At 62.4% G+C, this 16610-nt stretch carries 12 protein-coding genes; all 12 read right to left on the bottom strand.

Translation table 11 applies throughout. The features are described 5' to 3' along the window. Positions 1-167: 167 nt before the first annotated feature. The 12 genes from KW846_RS19425 to KW846_RS19370 all read right to left on the bottom strand — a co-directional run bounded on the left by KW846_RS19425 (position 168) and on the right by KW846_RS19370 (position 16604). On the bottom strand, positions 168-2528 hold the full coding sequence (locus KW846_RS19425) for a tetratricopeptide repeat protein (RefSeq protein ID WP_218484408.1): 2361 nt from the start codon (positions 2526-2528) through the stop codon (positions 168-170). Between the two features lie 130 nt (positions 2529-2658). Next, complete coding sequence (locus KW846_RS19420; RefSeq protein WP_218484406.1) at positions 2659-5172, bottom strand: fused MFS/spermidine synthase; 2514 nt, start codon at positions 5170-5172, stop codon at positions 2659-2661. A gap of 258 nt (positions 5173-5430) precedes the next feature. Next, entirely contained in the window at positions 5431-7011 is a 1581-nt protein-coding gene (locus KW846_RS19415) for an arylsulfatase (RefSeq protein WP_218484404.1), read from the bottom strand. Positions 7012-7081: 70 nt separating this feature from the next. Then, on the bottom strand, positions 7082-8110 hold the full coding sequence (locus KW846_RS19410; protein WP_218484401.1) for an HAD family phosphatase: 1029 nt from the start codon (positions 8108-8110) through the stop codon (positions 7082-7084). Then, positions 8107-9534, bottom strand: coding sequence for a BatD family protein (locus KW846_RS19405; protein ID WP_218484399.1), 1428 nt, complete (start codon positions 9532-9534; stop codon positions 8107-8109). The genes KW846_RS19410 and KW846_RS19405 overlap by 4 nt, the downstream gene beginning before the upstream one ends. Beyond that, complete coding sequence (locus KW846_RS19400; protein WP_218484397.1) at positions 9531-11111, bottom strand: VWA domain-containing protein; 1581 nt, start codon at positions 11109-11111, stop codon at positions 9531-9533. Before KW846_RS19400 ends, KW846_RS19405 begins: the two co-directional genes overlap by 4 nt. Position 11112: 1 nt before the next feature. Then, on the bottom strand, positions 11113-12105 hold the full coding sequence (locus KW846_RS19395; protein WP_218484395.1) for a VWA domain-containing protein: 993 nt from the start codon (positions 12103-12105) through the stop codon (positions 11113-11115). Beyond that, positions 12092-12664, bottom strand: coding sequence for a DUF4381 domain-containing protein (locus KW846_RS19390; protein ID WP_218484392.1), 573 nt, complete (start codon positions 12662-12664; stop codon positions 12092-12094). Before KW846_RS19390 ends, KW846_RS19395 begins: the two co-directional genes overlap by 14 nt. Next, positions 12661-13605, bottom strand: a complete 945-nt coding sequence (locus KW846_RS19385; protein WP_371321763.1) for a DUF58 domain-containing protein — start codon at positions 13603-13605, stop codon at positions 12661-12663. The genes KW846_RS19390 and KW846_RS19385 overlap by 4 nt, the downstream gene beginning before the upstream one ends. Then, positions 13605-14585 carry a MoxR family ATPase gene (locus KW846_RS19380; protein WP_102673574.1) on the bottom strand — a complete coding sequence of 327 codons (981 nt, stop codon included), beginning with the start codon at positions 14583-14585 and terminating at the stop codon, positions 13605-13607. The genes KW846_RS19385 and KW846_RS19380 overlap by 1 nt, the downstream gene beginning before the upstream one ends. Before the next feature lie 14 nt (positions 14586-14599). Further along, positions 14600-15643 (bottom strand): hypothetical protein, encoded by a 1044-nt coding sequence (locus KW846_RS19375; protein WP_218484386.1) that lies wholly within the window; start codon positions 15641-15643, stop codon positions 14600-14602. A 13-nt stretch (positions 15644-15656) separates the two neighbouring features. After that, positions 15657-16604, bottom strand: coding sequence for a transporter (locus KW846_RS19370; RefSeq protein ID WP_218484384.1), 948 nt, complete (start codon positions 16602-16604; stop codon positions 15657-15659). Positions 16605-16610 lie beyond the last annotated feature (6 nt).

Raw genomic sequence — 16610 nt, 5'->3', positions numbered from 1 at the left:
CGTGCGTTAAGACAAATCCGCTGAATATGCGGTGGTGATAGAGCCAATACCTCCCCTGTAGGAGCGAGCCTGCTCGCGATGGACGTTAACGAAAACACGAACATTCTGGATAAACGCGTCGTCTGTAACGCCATGGCGAGCAAGCTCGCTCCTACAGGAGTCTCCCGTCACTTCAACGCCGGGTCCCCCATGTTCATCTTCTTCCAGCCCTGCAACAGCACCTGGGCCTTGGGCTCCTGGCCATTGGCCAGGTAATACTGGATCAGCGACAAGCGGGCATTGCGGTTGGCTGGTTGCTCTTTCAACAGCCGTTCCAGTTCTGCGCAGGCCTCGTCAATTTTGCCGCTGTCATGCAGAGCCACCGCCAGTACGTAGCCAAATTGCCCGCTCTGCGGTTCCAGTTTCGCGGCCTGGCGCAGGTACGGCATGGCTTGAGCCGCCTGGCCGGCACGAATCAGCGCCAGGCCCTGGGTGTATTGCAGCAGGCCCGAGTCAGGATGGTCCTTGAGGCTTTGCGCCAGCAGGGCATGACCTTCCTGGCTGCGACCGTTGGCCTCCAGCCACTGCACCAGGGTAACCAGCGCCGGGTAGAAGTCCGGATCGCGCTGCAGGGCCGTGCGCAGGAATCCTTCGACTTCTGCGTTGCGACCGCTGGCCTGATACAGCATCGCCAGGTTGAGGTTCGCTTCGGCGCGTTCGAGCAGGTTTTTCTGCACCGCCTCGTATTCGGCGATGGCGGCATTCCAGCTGTTCTGGGCCGTGCCCAGGCCGTTGTGCGCGACACTGAGCAGATCACGGGCGGCGGCGATGCGCACGGCTCTCACAGGGTCACTCAACAAGGGTGTCAGCAGTGGCGCACGTTCCGCTGGCGGCAGGAATGCGCTGAGTGCGCGGATGGCGCTCTCACGGACTTGCGGCGCCGGGTTGTTGAGGTCCCTGGTGGCCAGTTTCAACGCTTGCTCGCTCGGATACTGCGCCAAGTCGCCAAGCAGCGTCGCGCGCTGGATCGCCGGCAGGTTGCTGCGTTGCAGTTGCTCGATCAAGGCCTGTGCGGCACCGGGCTGACCGTTGCGGATCAACCACAGGCTTTCGTCGTAGCGAGGGGCTTGTACTGCGCTGGCGTTGGCCGTGTTCCACAGCTTGAACTGCTCGGTGACTTTGTCGCCGGCCTTGCCCTGGTGGCAGGTCAGGCAGGCATCAGGCGTACCGAGTTTCTTTGCCCGCTCAGGGTTGGGGATGCTGAAGCTGTGGTCATGCCGGAAATCATTGCCCATATAGAACTTGCCGGGCATGTGGCAATCCACGCACTGCGAACCCGGTTGGCCCAGGGTGTGGCGGGTGTGTTCGACGGAGTCGTAGTTTTTTGCTTGCAGGCCCTTGCCGTCGACGCCTTCCACGGTGGTTTTGCCGGCGGTGTTGTGGCATTGCAGGCAGACACCGTTGCCTGGCGCTTTCAATTGCGTGCTGTGCGGGTTGTGGCAGTTGCTGCAGCGCACGCCCTTGTCGAACATTTTGCTCTGGGCAAAGGAGCCGTGTTCGAACACTTCGTCCTTGATCTTGCCGTCCAGTGCGTACAGTTCGCGGGTCAGGACGCTCGGCAGGTAGTCGTCCATCAGCCGCTTGCCGACCGTATAACCGTCATCCAGAGGTGCGCGGCGCGAGTGGCAGCGGGCGCAGGTTTCGATTTCGACGGTGGCGTTCTTGTCCTTGAGGTCGACGGCGAAGCCGGCATGGATCAGGTCGGTCTTCTTCGCCGTCCACTCCAGGTGATTGGATGCGGGGCCATGACAGGCCTGACAGCCGACACCCAGGCTGTTCCAGTGGCTGTCGAAGGTGTTTTTTGCCGCGTCGAAATTGCGCTTGAAGCCGGTGGTATGGCATTCGACGCACATGAAGTTGGCGTTCTGGCTCGGTTTGCTCCAGTGCAGCGGGTTCTTGAAGTTCACGCCCTGGCCCGGGTAGAGGTGAAACCAGCGGTGCTTTTCGGTATCCCAGGCAATGCCAAGGGCCTGTAACCGGCCTTCACCGACCTCAATCAGGTACTGCTGCAAGGGGGCGATGCCAAAGGCATAGGCCACCTTGAAATCGGCATTCTTGCCGTCGGTACCCGGCGTGTTGACCCAGAATTCGTCGCCTTTGCGCGAGAACACCGTGGTCTCCTTTTCGGCCTTGAAGGTGACGTTGTTGAAGTCGCCGAGCATCGTGTCGGCGTTGGCGTGCTGCATCGCCAACTGGTGGTGGGAGCCTTGCCAGTCCTTGACCTGCTCGCCGTGGCAGCCCTGGCATTGCTGCTCGTCGACCATTTTTGCAGGCGCGATGGCCACAGGTTGCGATTTGGCCGGTTGAACAGCAGGGGGGCTGACGGTGACCGGCTTGGGCGGCGTGGGTGTGCTGCTCAGCAAAAACCAGCCAATACCCGCCACCGTCAGCAACAGGATGCCGATGGTGACGGGGAACAGATAACGGTTGATCAGGGTCGGTTGCGAATCAGGGTTTGGCTGTGCAGCTTTGTTTTTATATTTGGGCATTACGACTTCCATGGTCCAGGTGCGATTGCCGTCAGGCGCGCGTTGAAGCTTGATGCAGCTTTGCCGGATGGTCGGCGTCTGTCAAATAACTGATGTTGTGAAGCTGATGGCCCCTTCGCGAGCAGGCCAATCAATCCCCGACAAACCACCGGTAATACGGATTCCCGGCATCCCCACGCATCACCTCGCGCATATCCCTGGCCCAGCCCTCACGGTCACCCTCATAGGCATGCAGGCTCGCCCGGTAGAACTGCATCAGGCGTTGTTGCTGGGTGTTCATGCGCTCGATGAACCCGGCATCGGCGTTCAGCAGTGCGGGCGGCTGGTGCAAGTCGAGCAGGGCCGGCAGTACCCGTGTGATCTCCTTGGCCCGCACCCACGGCGCGTATTCGATTCGCGGTTGATCGTCCGTCACCGGTTGCGCTTGCCCAGCGAAGCGTTCCAGCCCCGTACGATCAGTCACCCAGGTGGCGAGCAATGCTGCGGCTGAGCCGATGCCGACATCCTGCAAGGTGCTGCGGACGCTGTCCTGCTGGAAGCGTGCGTTGATCTTCGCCGCATCCAGCTCAATCGGCTCCATCGAACCCACCAGCAGCATCTCGTGGAACTCGCTGGTCCACAGGGTCGCGTAGGGGAACACGTCGAGGAAGCTGCGCACCAGTGAGCGCGAGTCGTCGATGTTCTGCGTCGGCAGCGGCAGCCATTGGGCGACCAGGCCCTGTTTCTGCAAACGGCTGGCGGCCAGTTGGTAGAAGTCCCGGGAATACAGGTTGACCACGCCGGCAGCGGAGGGCGGTGGCGGTTCAAGGGTGATCAGGTCGTAGCGCTGTGGATTGCGCAAGAGTTCCTGGCGACCGTCGCGCAAGCGCACATCGACACCCGGATCGGCCGCAGCATTGAAATTGCCCTTGAACAAGGGTGCCGCCTTGACCACCGAGGGCAGCAGTTCGGCGACCACACGATGATCCAGGGCGGGGTAGCGGGTCAGGGCGCCGGCGGTGATGCCGGTGCCGAAGCCGATCACCAGCGCCGAACGCGGTTCACCGTTGTGGATCAACAACGGCAGCAGCGCCTGAACCCGCATGTAGCGCAGGGACGGCATGGCGTCGCCGGTATTGGACACGCCCTGGATATACAAACGCTGGAACGCCCGTTCGCCCTTGCCCTGGGTGACCACGGCGACGGTCCCGCCACGGCCTTCTTCGTAAAACGCCAGCGTGCCATTGCGCGCGCCCGGCAGCAGGCTGGCGAGCTTGTTGACCGGCGTGAACACGGCCAGTGCCAGGGACACCAGGCCAATGGCAATCACCGCCTGGCGCCGGCCTTTCTTCACGCTATGGCCTTTGCGTACGGCGAGGTACCCGATACCGGCGGCGATGATTGCCAGCAGGCCCAGGGTCCGTACCAGACCCAGCATCGGGATCAGGACGAAGCCGCAGAGCATCACGCCGATGATCCCGCCAAGGGTATTGAACGCGACGACTTCGCCAACGTTACGCCCCACCTGCGCGCCGCCGACGCTCAAGCGCAGGGCCAACGGGAACGCCGCGCCCAGCAGCAGGGTCGGTACAAATACAATGCTCAAGGCTGCTACCGCAAAGCGCGTGCTCATGCCCGCCAGTTCACTGCCGCCCCATGACAATACCCAGGATTCGGCCAGGGTCTGGGCGAGCACCAGCCAGCGTCCGAGCAACGCCACTTCCAGCAAGGCAATCGCCCCGGCTGCGGCAATCAGCAAACCGAACACTCCCCAGGGATCGCGCAGGCGATCGACCCGACGGGCCAGCAGCATGCTGCCCAGGAACAACCCGGTGAGGTAGGTCGCCAGCACCACGGCAAAGGCGTAGGTACGGGTGCTCATGAACTGCACGATCGATTGCGACCACACCACTTCGTAGCCCAGCGCTACGCCACCGGCAATGGCGTACAGCCACAGGGCCAGGCGGTCGGGGGCTTTTTCAACGTGATGTTTTGCCGCCGCATCGACGGGGGCCACGCGCCGGCGCTGGAACCACAGGGCGCCTGCGGCGGCCAGCAGGTTCAGCATGGCGGCGGCCAGCGCGCTGCCGCGCACGCCGAGGGTGGCAATCAGCATGAACGCGGCGAGCAGGGTGCCGGCGATGGCCCCGGCGGTGTTCGCCGCATACAGTTGCCCGCCGGCCTTGCCCAGGTGTTGCGGGTCGGTGGCCAGGGAGCGAACCAGCACCGGCAGGGTGCCGCCCATCAACAGCGCGGGAATGCCCACCAGCGCGAACGGCAGCACCCAGGCCAGCAAACCCACGTGCGCTTCCAGCCAGGCAAACGGGCTGGCCGCGAGGCTCATGGCGAAGGTCGCAGCGACACCCAGCAGCGCCACCAGCACTTCCAGAATGGCGTAGAGCACAACCGGGTGCTGCATCCGGTCCGCCCAACGGCCGAACAGCAAGCCGCCCAAGGCCAGCCCGGCAAAGAATGCGCTGATCCCGGTGGTGATGGCATAGACCTCGACGCCTACGACCAACGACAGCTGCTTGATCCACAGCACCTGATACACCAGCGCCGCAGCGCCGGAGACAAACAGCAGCAGGGCGGGGATCAACAGCGCCGGGGAGGCGACTTGCGGGGCAGGTATGGCCGACGACTTGCTGGCGACACGTGAGGTCATTGCAGATTGCCTTGTACTGGTACGTTAAAACAGTGACTGCTGGATCTGAGTCAGTCAGATAATTTCAAACCTTACAAAAACCAATGTGGCGAGGGGGCTTGCCCCCGTTGGGTTACGAAGCAGCCCCATGCGTTGTTTCAGGCAAATCAAATCGCCTGGTTTGCGACTGCTTCGCAGCCGAACGGGGGCAAGCCCCCTCGCCACAGAATAGTGTTTGCTACAAAAAAGTCCGCTCGCCGGTGAGGGCGAGCGGCGGTCTTACTGTGCAGCTTTCATTTTTTCAGCGATCTTGGCATCTACCGCAGCACGGATCTGGTCGATGCTGAAGCTCGCCGGTTTCTGGCTTGGCGGGTATTCGATGAACGTTTGCAGGAACCCGGCCGCTTTTTGTACGGCTTGAGCGGCCAGGTAGACGTTTTTGGTCTGCCAATCGTAATACTGATCGGAAACCACGTCGGCCCGTTCATACGGGTCCATCCTCAGGTTGAAGATTTTCGGTACGCGCAGGCACACGAACGGTTCGCTCCAGACTTTAAAGCCACCCGGCTCGCGCTGCTCGCAGAACACCACTTTCCAGTTATCGAAGCGCATCGATACCAGCACGCCGTCGTCGTTGAAGTAGTAGAACTCCTTGCGCTCGCCTTTAGGCTGTTGGCCAGTCAGGTAGGGCAGTTGGTTGAAACCGTCCAGGTGCACTTTGAAGTTATTGCCACCCGAGGTCGGTGCCCAGCCTTTGAGCAACTTGTTCTTCACGTCGGTTTCACCCGCTGCGGCGAGCAGGGTCGGGAACCAGTCCATGCCCGAGAACAACTCGTTGGAGACTTCACCGGCCTTGATCTTGCCCGGCCAACGAATGATCGCCGGCACGCGGTAGGCGCCTTCCCAGTTGGAGTTCTTCTCGTTACGGAACGGCGTGGTCGCCGCGTCCGGCCAGGAGAACTGGTTCGGGCCGTTGTCGGTGGTGTAGACGACAATGGTGTTGTCGGCGATCTTCAGGTCGTCGAGGGTCTTCAGCAGTTTGCCGACATCGCCGTCGTGCTCCAGCATGCCATCGGCGTAATCGTTGCCGGGCATGCCGCTCTGGCCCTTCATCGAGTCGCGTACGTGGGTGAACAGATGCATGCGCGTGGTGTTCATCCAGACGAAGAACGGCTTGTCGGCCTTCGCCTGTTTCTCGATGAAAGCCTGCGCCGCCGCCGTGGTTTCATCGTCGATGGTTTCCATGCGCTTGGTGGTCAGCGCGCCGGTGTCTTCGATCTTGCCGTCGGCGAAGCTGTGGATCACGCCACGTGGGGTGTTGGCCTTGACGAACTCGGCATCGTCTTTTGGCCAGTACGGACGTTCAGGCTCTTCTTCGGCGTTGAGGTGGTACAGGTTGCCGAAGAACTCGTCGAAACCGTGGTTGGTCGGCAGGTATTCATCCTTGTCGCCCAAGTGGTTCTTGCCGAACTGGCCGGTGGCGTAGCCCTGGGACTTGAGGGCCTGGGCGATGGTGATGTCACGCTTTTGCAGGCCCACCGGTGCGCCCGGGATGCCGACTTTCGACAGACCGGTACGCAAAGGCGTCTGGCCGGTGATGAACGACGAACGCCCGGCGGTGCAGCTGTTCTCCGCGTAATAGTCGGTGAACATCATGCCTTCTTTGGCAATGCGATCGATGTTCGGCGTCTTGTAGCCGACTACGCCCATGGAATAGGCGCTGATGTTGGTCTGGCCGATATCGTCGCCGAAGATCACCAGAATGTTGGGTTTATCAGCGGCTCCGGCTGTTGCCGAAATCGCCATCACCGAGGCTGCCACCAGGGCGAGTTTCGGTAGCCACTTACCTATGCGAGTCATCTGACTGGCTCCTTTTCACTGCGTCGCCGAATGCGACAAACGTTTACTGCTGTCCTGCGTTACGTCTTTTTTACTGCGCTTGCTCGGGTGTGGCGGCGTCGTACGGATAGATCCGGCGCCATTCGGCCGCCATGTCGACGACTGTCCAGCCACGCTTGTTCGCTTCGTCCAGGGCTTTGTCCAGGCGACCGATCTGCGACTGTCGGTCGTAAGCCCATTCGCGTTTGGCGTCGGTGTGATGCACCAGCCCCATGAATCGTTTGCCGGGACCGGCGGCGGTCCACTGGAGCATTTGAAGGTCACCGTCGGAGTTGCCGAACGCCAGGATCGGTCGTTTGCCGATCACGGCATTGATGCTTTCCGGTTTGCCCGGGCCATCGTCGTTGTGGGCCAGTTTCGGCGTGCGCAGGATCGACGCCTGGCCGTCCTTGTACTGGAACGCGGTGACGAAGGTGGTGCCGATGACTTGTTCCGGAGGAATGCCGTAGACCTTCTCGGCAAAGGCACGCATGAACCCGGTGTCGCCACCGGAGACGATGTAGGTCTTGAAGGCGTTACCGCGCAGGTAGTCGAGCATCTCCAGCATCGGCTGGAAGACCATTTCGGTGTACGGCTTGCCGGTTTTCGGGTGTCTGGCCTGACTCAGCCAGGTCTTGGCGTAGTCATCGAATGCTTCGCTGGTCATGCCGGTGTGGGTCGCCCCGAAGATCTTCATCATGCCTTCCATGCCGCTGGCGGCCAGTGCCTTGTGGTCGTTTTCCAGCACGGCCTGGAACGGCTGGGTGGTTTTCCATTCCGGGTGCTGCGCCGCGGTGCGCTTGACTTCTTCGAGGGCGAACAGCAATTCGAAGTACATCGGCTGCTCGCTCCACAAGGTGCCGTCGTTATCGAACACGGCAATGCGGTCTTCGGGTTTGACGAAGTCCTTGTTGCTTTGATCGGTCACCGCCTGCACGAACTCGATGATCTGCTTTTTCGACGGACCATCGTTCCACGAGGGCAGCGGTTCGGCTGCCTGGACCAGCAGCGGCAGGCTCAAGGCCAGAGTCAGCAGGAAGCTGAATAGGCGTTGATGGTGTAACGATTTCGAATTGGTCATGGGAAACCCTTCTCGTGAACGGGGTTGAGCGGATGAAGAGCAGAAGAGACTGATTCTCTGTTGCGCTCGGCCTGACTATGCAGCGTAGACAAGGATTCCCTGATTTGGCGCAGGGCCTGCTCTTTGTCCGTTTCGCGGCCGTAACAGGCCCGCAGGAAGCTTTGCAGGCGCGGGCCGAGACCGGTCAATTTCAGGCCCCGGCGGCTGCGTCGGGTCAACAGGTACAGGGCGCTCAATTGCGTCGGTTTGCCCTCCAGTTGTGCCGGAATCTGCTGCCATGCGTAGTCGGCGGACTCGAGCCAGGCGGCGTGTCGGGCGCGGCGTCGGGCCTGACAGTTGAGGTGCGCGCGGCGTACGAGCGGGCGACTGAACCAGCCCAGGGCCACCACCGCCAACGCCAGTGCCAATAGTCCGAACCAGTGCCCGGAAAGGTGCAAACGATTGTGCTGGCCGAGTTTTTTCAGGTCTTCGGTGATTGAAAACACCGGCTTGTAGGCGCTGTTGGACGCGGCGTCGAAGGTCACGCCAGGCACCGTGGCCGTGCGGGTTTGCCGGCTGCTGGCGTCCCACCATTTCAGTTCGACGGCTGGCAGGCTGTAGTGGCCTTCGGTGTCGATTCGATACGTCACGCTGTCGATGCGCTGGCCGCCAATGAAGTTGCCGCGACCGTCATCCAGATTGCGGATTTGCCCTGCTTTCGGGTAACGGCTCAGGCCCTTGATCGCGTCCAGCGTCGGTGTCGGCAGTGACATGGCCAGGGCACCGTCGGCCTGAAGCGTCAGTTCCCGGGTGATGCTGTCGCCAACCTTCAGCGGTGTCGCTGAATTGATGGTCTTCTGGGTGAAGCGCAGCCCTTGAGCCACCAGCACCGCCTCCCCGGGCTGGAATCCCGGCGGCTGTGCGGCGTTGAAGTGCAATGGCTGACTTTGGGCGCTGAGTTCGTGGCTGGCCTGAGCCGGTGTGGCTTGTACCGTCAGCGCCGGAATGTCGAAGCCCTGGGCCAGGCTCGGGGTGATCAGGTAGCTGTAGCGCATGCCGCTGAAAGATTGGCCGTCGAAGGTCTGATTGATGTGCTCGGCATGGCCGTCCGGTGGCATCACCAGTGCGCCGGGCAACTTCAGGCCGGGCAGGGTGGGAGCGCTGGTGAACCAGGTGTCGGTGAAGACATCGAGTTGCAGTTCGACCAGGCTGCCGACCATGACGGGGTCGGTGGGTTGCAGGGTGGCCTGGACTTTCAGTTGAGGGTCGGCGGCGAATGTGTTGAGGCTGATCAGGCCGATGAGCAGGGCTCCGAGATTTGTGGTGAGTGGTCGGGCCCTTTCGCGAGCAGGCTCGCTCCCACAGGGGATTTGTGGTGCGCCTGGATCAAATGTGGGAGCGAGCCTGCTCGCGATCACCGCGACGCGGTTTTTAAGGCTGATCATGGCTTGGCCCCCGCCTGATCCTGCAGGCTGAACTTCTGCTTGAGAAACTTCGCCGGCGATGTGGTCAGGTTCTGCAACCATTGCTCATCCGAGGCGGCCTGTTGGGTCTGCACCTGTTTGCTCTGGCCCTTGCCCGGCGCTTTATCCATCTTGATTTCGTCGGGTTTGACCTCAGGCGTGTTTTTCTCGGCGCTTTCGGTGTCTTTCTGCAAGGCGATGGCCAAGGCCTGGTTGGCCGCGGCTTCCGGGAACTGCGGTTGCAGCTTCAGTGCTTGCTGATAGGCCGCGATGGCCTGATCGAACTTGAACCGGCGCACGTAGATATTGCCCAGGTAGAAATACGCCTGTGGTGTATCGAGCCGCGCGAAGCTGGCCAGTGCCAGGTCGAAATCGGCCGCGTTGTAGGCGGCCACGCCTTTCCAGTACGGATCGACGAACAGCGCCGCCGCCTGGGGGTAGTGCTGGTGTTCGAAGGCCCAGCGGCCTTGCTGGTCGCGGGTGAAAAAGGCGTCGGTCAGGGCGTTGGCCTGTGCCGGCGCCGGTGGCAGGCCCAGGCCCACCGCCAGCAGCAATCCCGCCATCCAGTTCACGCTCCAGCCCCTGCGTACGCTGAAGAAAGCGAACAGCAGCAGCGGCCAGCACAACCAGTAGCCGGCGTCTTTCCAGTGCAATTCACGCTGTTCGTCGCTGGCTGACTGGTAGTGCTGCTCGGCGTGCAGTTCGATCCAGTCCAGATCGTCATCGTTGAGGGTCAGGCTGCCCAGCGGGGCATCCAGCGTTGAGGCAAGCTGCTTGAGGGCGTCCGGGTCGAAACTGCCGAGTTGCGGGCGACCATTGCTGTCGATGCGTGGCTGGCCGCTGGCATCGCGGATGATCCCGCCGTCGCTGCTGCCGGCCGCCAGAATCAGCACTTGCAAGGCACTGTCCGCCAGTCGTTTGTCCAGCCCGGCCAGTGTCGAGGTGTCGGCGCCATCGGTGATCAGCAGCAGGGTACCGGGTGTTTTCTCGGCGGCGAGCAGGCGCTTGGCCTGATCGATGACCGCACCGACATCTTTCCCCGGTTTGTTGATCAGGTCGGTGCTCAGGGCCTGAATGAAGGTATCGAGCAGGGCCGGGTCATCGGTGGCGGGCAACACCAGATGCGCGCTGCCGGCGTAGGCAATCAAGGCGTTGCGCGAACCGGCGCGGCGCTGGACCAGGTCGTGAAGCTTGTGCTTGACCGCTTCCAGGCGACTGGGTGGAACGTCGCTGGCGTCCATGGACGGCGACAGGTCGACGGCGATGATCAGCGGCGCGCGGTTTTCCAGAAAGTCCGGACGATCCTGTTCCCAGGTCGGCCCGGCGGCGGCGAGGGCGCCCAGTACCAACAGCGCACACAGCAGATGCACCGGGCGCAGGCGGTGCCGGTCTTGCGGGGTGATGAGCAGATGCGGCAGCAGGTGCGCCGCGATGTTGCTGCGCCAGCGCCGTTGCAAATCCTGGCTATGTCGCCACAGCACTGGCAGCAGCGCGCCGAACACGGCGAGCAACAGCCACACAGGACGCAGGAAGTGGAAGTCGCCGAGGTTGATGTCCATCTCAGTCCTCCTGCCGTTGACGGGCGAGCATCAGCCGTGGAAGCAGCAGGGCGCCCAGGTGATACATCGCCAGCAGCGCGAGGGCCGCGCCCAGTGGCCACCAGAACAGATCGCGTTTGGGCTGGTGGCTGAGGGTTTTCACCTGATGCGGGGTGAGTTTGTCGAGGGTGCTGTAGACCTGATCCAGGGCGTTGCGGTCTTCGGCACGGAAGAAGCGTCCGCCCGTGGCCTGGGCAATGTCCTGCAAACCTTGCAGGTTGACCTTGGCTTCGCCTTCGGCGTTCGGGTCGCCGATGCCGATGGTGTGAATCACCACCCCCTTGGCGGCAGCCATGGCGGCCGCATGATCCGGGGTGATGGCGCTGCTGGTGTCGTTGCCGTCGGTGAGCAGGATCAGCACTTTTTCCTGCTCGTGGGCCTGCTCCAGCAGTTTCAGGCTCAGGCCGATGGCGTCGCCGATGGCGGTGTTGGGGCCGGCCATGCCGATGCCGGTGTCGTCCAGCAGCAGTGACAGGCTGGCGTGATCGAGGGTCAAGGGTGCCTGCGGATAGGCGCCGGTGCCAAACACGATCAGTCCGATTCGATCGTCCTTGCGCTTGTCGATGAACCCGTGCACTACGTCCTTGACGGCGGCCAGGCGGTTGATTTTCTGGCCGTTGGCGTCGGTGAAGTCGGTGGTTTCCATCGACTGGGAAATGTCGATGGCCAGCATCAGGTCACGCACCGGCTGCTGGCGCTCGATGGGCTGTTCCACCCACACCGGCCGGCTCGCCGCCAGCAGCAACAGTGTCCAGACCAGCAGGTTCAGCAGCAACTGCCAGCCGTTGCTGCGGGTACCGGCCTGGCTGGGTGCCTGGCCGACAGCACGGCTCATGGCGCCGAAAAACGGTACGCGCACGGCACTGCGCGCCTCGCGGTAATCGGGCAGGTAGCGATAACCCAACCATGGCAATGGCAGCAGGATCAGCAACCAGGGGTAATCAAGCTGCCACATGATGACGCTCCACCCAGGTTTTGCAGGTACTGAACAGTTGCTGTCGCTGTTCGCTGGGCATGTCCCGCAAGGCAGCGTCCGGCGCATAGGCAAGCCGCGCCAGTTGTTGGCTGAAATCGGCCGGTAAGGGCTGTTTACTGTGCCGCTGCAAAAACGCCTGCCATTCCTCTTTCCCCAACGCCGCAACCGTCCCCCTGTAGGAGCTGCCGAAGGCTGCGATCTTTTGATCTTCAGCGGTAAAAGATCGCAGCCTTCGGCAGCTCCTACAGGGGGCATGGGGGGCGGGCATGGAAAGGGCCACGCGTTTGAGCAACTCCGGAAGTTCGCGCAATGCATTCAGGTCGTTGCTGCGTTGCTGCAACTCCGCCAGCCGTGCCAGCGCCTCGCGCCGATAGCGATCGCGCCGCCATTGCCAGTAACGTCGGGCACAGACCAGCAACAGGCTGAGCACCAACAATGTCAGCAATGCCCACCAACCCCAGGTCTGCGGCGCATAGCTGACCGGAGCCGGCAGGGCCATTTCCTTGAGTTGGTCGATGCTCGGGATAGCGGCGTTCATCGGCGTCTCCCGGCGAGCTTGCCCAGTTCGGCGCGCAGTTGTTCGTGGGCTTCGGTGGCGGTGCTGAACATCATTAACGGCACCTGGCTGCGGCGCAGCAAAGTGGCGACGTCCTTGAGCCGACCGCTGAGAAAATCCCCCAAGGGCTGATGCACCTGTTGCCGATCCACCGCCAATTCCACCTGTAATTGCCCCTGGGTGATCAGCACGCGGCCGTTTTTCGGCAGGTTCAGCGCCAGCGGGTCATAGACCTGCATGGCGATCACGTCGTTATGGGCCGCCAGTTGCCGCATGAGCTGCAAGGTGCGTTCGCCGGCCCCGGCAAAATCACTGACGATGCAGATCAGGTGATCGTGACCGGCCACGGCCAGGCAATGCTGCAGGACCTTGTCGAGTTGGTCTGCGCCTTCAGCATCCGGGTTGCCCGCATTGAGTGCCTGGTTTTGTTGGGCTATGCGACTGCACAGCGCCTCGACGCGTTTGCGGCTGCGCAGTGGGGCGATGCTGTCGATGCGTTGATCGTTGAATACCAGCCCACCAACGCGGTCGCCGGCGTTGAACACCATCCATGCCGCCAGGGCGCCGAGTTGGGCGGCGACGGCGGATTTGAAGCTGCGTTGCGAACCAAAGAACATCGACATGCGCTGGTCGACGAGGATCAGCGCCGGGCGGTCGCGCTCTTCGGTGAATGTGCGTACCACCGGTTTGCCGGTGCGCAGGGAGGCGCGCCAGTCGAGATGACGCAAATCGTCCCCCGGCTGATAACGGCGCAGTTCATCGAAGTTCAGGCCGCGGCCACGCAAGCGTGAAGCGTGATTGCCCGCGAGGATGCTGCCTTGAGGTTGGCGAGCGACAAAACTCAGGTCACGGGCCTTGAACTCCAGGGCCATCAACTGCGCCAGAGAGACATACACCAGGCCGTCGACGCTGTTCATGGGCATCAGGCCGGGATCGCGACTTTATCGAGCAGACGGTCGAGCACCTGGTCTGCGCTCACGCCATCGGCCACCGCGTCGTAGCTCAGTTGCAGACGATGGCGCAGCACCGGGTGCACCACGGCGCGGACGTTGTCCGGAGACACGAAATCCTGGCCCTGCAACCAGGCGTCGGCCCGGGCACACCGGTCCAGGCCGATACCGCCGCGAGGGCTGGCGCCGATGCTGATCCAGCGCCCGAGATCGGCGTCGTAGTCGGCCGGATGGCGCGTGGCGTTGATCAGGTCGATCAGGTAGCGATCGATGGCCGGGGACACGTGCACCGCACTGACTTCCCGGCGCGCGGCAAAGATCACGTCCTGGGCCAGGGCGAACCCCTGCACCGCAGCCGTTTTGGCGCCGAGTGCCTGCTCTTCTTCGCGCAGCAGGCGCAGGACCTGGCTTTCGTTTTCCGCGCTCGGGTAATCGAGCAGCACTTTCATCAGGAAGCGGTCCATCTGCGCTTCCGGCAGCGGGTACGTGCCTTCCTGTTCGATCGGGTTCTGGGTCGCCACCACGATGAACAGTTCCGGCAGGGCATGGCTGTTGCCGGCCACGGTGATCTGCCGTTCTTCCATGGCTTCGAGCAACGCCGCCTGGACCTTGGCCGGCGCACGGTTGATTTCGTCGGCCAGGATCAGGTTGCCGAACAGCGGGCCGGGCTGGAAGCGGATTTCGTTCTTGCCTTCGACCTGATGCAGTACCTCGGCGCCGGTGATGTCCGACGGCAGCAAGTCCGGGGTGAACTGGATGCGACTCATCTTCGCGTCCAGGTGTTTGGCCAGTGCTTTCACCGTGCGGGTCTTGGCCAGGCCGGGCAGGCTTTCCAGCAGCAGATGACCGTTGGCCAGCAGGCCCACAAGGATTTGTCGAATGACCTGGTCCTGGCCGAGCACCGCTTCGGCGATGCTGGCTTGCAGGGCGTTGAGGTCGTTGAGAGCGGTCATGAAAGTTTCCTCGCTCAAAGCATGAAGGTCGGAATGACCGGAATGAATGACAGTCGGAAATTCCAGCGACTGCTGATGAGGTCGTCGGGGTGAATCGCCGAATACTGGATCTCCCCGGAAATACGCACCGGCAGCTTGCCGAAGTTGAATATCCGCCCGGCGCCGAGGCCGACAGGGAAGGTCACTTTGTTGCCGCCTTCGGCTTTCCAGTTCACAGTGACGTTGGGCGTCATGCCGATCCGCCATTGCTCGGGGCCAGGAATGGCGCGCTGGATGAAATACTGAATGTTGGTCAGGCTCACATCCTTGCGCTGGCTGTCGCCACCGACCGACCACCAGTGTTGCGGGAACAGGCCCAGGGTCCAGTCTTCGCCCAGATACGCGGCGACGAACGCCGGGCCCAGGGAATATTTGCCGGTGCCCAGGACGTCTTTTTCCGCAGTGGGAAACATCGCGGTCGGGCCGAACCCCCAGACCATCTTGCCGCCCCCGGCGAAGCGCACCGGCTCCTTGGGCGAGAACACACCGACATAGGCCAGATCGCCAAAACCGCTGGTGCGGTCGAATGGGTCTTGCACGACCGAGGCAAAGTCGCCACGGTCGCTGAGGATATCGCTGGGACCCATGCCGATCAGATTGCCCGCCTTGTGATTGACTGGCGCACTGACGTAGCTGACGGGCAGGCGGTTGATCAGGTTCCAGTCTTCGCTGATGGAAATCGGGAAGGTCGGCATGAAGCTGTACTTGCCCAACATGCGTGTGCCGTTGCTGTGCGGACCCTTGAGTGCGGTGTAGTCGAACTGATTGAACAGCAACACCAGATTGCCCACCGGGTTATCCATCAACTTGGCGATTTGCTCGGTCGACGGGTCGCAGCCGGCCGCCACGACTTTTTTCAGGTCGATGTCGAAGTCCTGTTGCAGCCGGTGACAAGTCTCGGGGTCACCTTTGGCGGCGGCCTGCGCCGGCGCGTCAGTAAGCGTGGGCAATTCACCGCTGGCGCAGGCGAAGCCGCTGAACAGGACACTGCAAAAGGTCAAACGAGTACTGATGGCCATCCCGGGCTACCTCTTAGAAAAATGCCAGGGTCAGGTTGACGCTGATGCCATTGCCTTCGGGCCGGTTCTTGGTGTCGAACTCCGGCACCCAACGGGCACTGATGTTGGCCTGGGCGTCGGCAAACTTGCCGCTCCAGCCTACCGTCGGGCCCGCACCCACCGAGCGCCCGCGAAAACCGCTGGTTGCGCCGGATCCGGAGTCATCGGTGACCTGCTGGATATAGCCTGCCACCAAGCCGGCGTTCCAGCCGTTGCCGAAGCCGTGGGTCCACAGGGCGTCGAGGGTGAAAATGTTGCCGTTGCGATAATCGGTGGCGTCGTTCTCGGTGTAGAACTCCAGGCCGCTCGACAGGGTGAACTCGCCGCCCTTGCCGTCCAGGTGAGTGAACGCCACGGTCGGCATGAAGGTGTAAGTGTTCTGCCCGGGGTTGGCCAGGCGATCGTCGTTGTAGGCGCCGGTCGGCACGTAGATCGGCAGCGAGAACGCGATGTGGTTGAGCTCGTCGAAGTGATAACCGGCGGCAATCGGCGTCACCAGCATGTCGGCGAACTGGGTGCCGGTATCCTCGGAGCCCAGGGTCCTGCCGCGAGGGCCGGTGATGCTTGCGGTAATGTCGGTGTACTGCACCGGTACACCGATGGCCGAGGCGTAGTTCCAGGGACCCTTGCCCGTGTCCCAGACGCGAGTGAAGTTGGCCATGGTGTAAGACACTTTCATGTCCAGCCCGGTACCCAGGGCGCCCACGATCGGCACCTGAGCGTTGCCCTTGAGGTCGCCGTCGTACCAGATGCTGGTCAGGGACATGACCCAACCCGGCTCCGGGGGCACGATCCCGGCATCGGAAAATACTTGTTGGCCGGTGATCGGGCGACCGACACCGCCTTCGGCCGCCAGGCCCCATGGACTGACGCTGACCATGCACAGCGCCAACAAGGGGCGCACTACGAAAGGCCTGATCATGAACGA

The sequence above is a fragment of the Pseudomonas sp. PDM32 genome, assembly GCF_019219225.1.
GTDB classification, from domain to species: Bacteria; Pseudomonadota; Gammaproteobacteria; order Pseudomonadales; family Pseudomonadaceae; genus Aquipseudomonas; species Aquipseudomonas laurylsulfatiphila.
Note: the sequence above shows the minus strand (reverse complement) of the source record. Positions and strands in the feature narration are given on the sequence as shown.

Bases quoted from the DNA above. Each gene is read 5' to 3' on its own strand.
- KW846_RS19410 (WP_218484401.1), bottom strand. From the start codon at position 8,110: ATGACCAATTCGAAATCGTTACACCATCAACGCCTATTCAGCTTCCTG.
- KW846_RS19420 (WP_218484406.1), bottom strand. From the start codon at position 5,172: ATGACCTCACGTGTCGCCAGCAAGTCGTCGGCCATACCTGCCCCGCAA.
- KW846_RS19385 (WP_371321763.1), bottom strand. From the start codon at position 13,605: ATGCCCATGAACAGCGTCGACGGCCTGGTGTATGTCTCTCTGGCGCAG.
- KW846_RS19375 (WP_218484386.1), bottom strand. From the start codon at position 15,643: ATGGCCATCAGTACTCGTTTGACCTTTTGCAGTGTCCTGTTCAGCGGC.
- KW846_RS19390 (WP_218484392.1), bottom strand. From the start codon at position 12,664: ATGAACGCCGCTATCCCGAGCATCGACCAACTCAAGGAAATGGCCCTG.
- KW846_RS19415 (WP_218484404.1), bottom strand. From the start codon at position 7,011: ATGACTCGCATAGGTAAGTGGCTACCGAAACTCGCCCTGGTGGCAGCC.
- KW846_RS19400 (WP_218484397.1), bottom strand. From the start codon at position 11,111: ATGGACATCAACCTCGGCGACTTCCACTTCCTGCGTCCTGTGTGGCTG.
- KW846_RS19425 (WP_218484408.1), bottom strand. From the start codon at position 2,528: ATGCCCAAATATAAAAACAAAGCTGCACAGCCAAACCCTGATTCGCAA.
- KW846_RS19405 (WP_218484399.1), bottom strand. From the start codon at position 9,534: ATGATCAGCCTTAAAAACCGCGTCGCGGTGATCGCGAGCAGGCTCGCT.
- KW846_RS19380 (WP_102673574.1), bottom strand. From the start codon at position 14,585: ATGACCGCTCTCAACGACCTCAACGCCCTGCAAGCCAGCATCGCCGAA.
- KW846_RS19395 (WP_218484395.1), bottom strand. From the start codon at position 12,105: ATGTGGCAGCTTGATTACCCCTGGTTGCTGATCCTGCTGCCATTGCCA.
- KW846_RS19370 (WP_218484384.1), bottom strand. From the start codon at position 16,604: ATGATCAGGCCTTTCGTAGTGCGCCCCTTGTTGGCGCTGTGCATGGTC.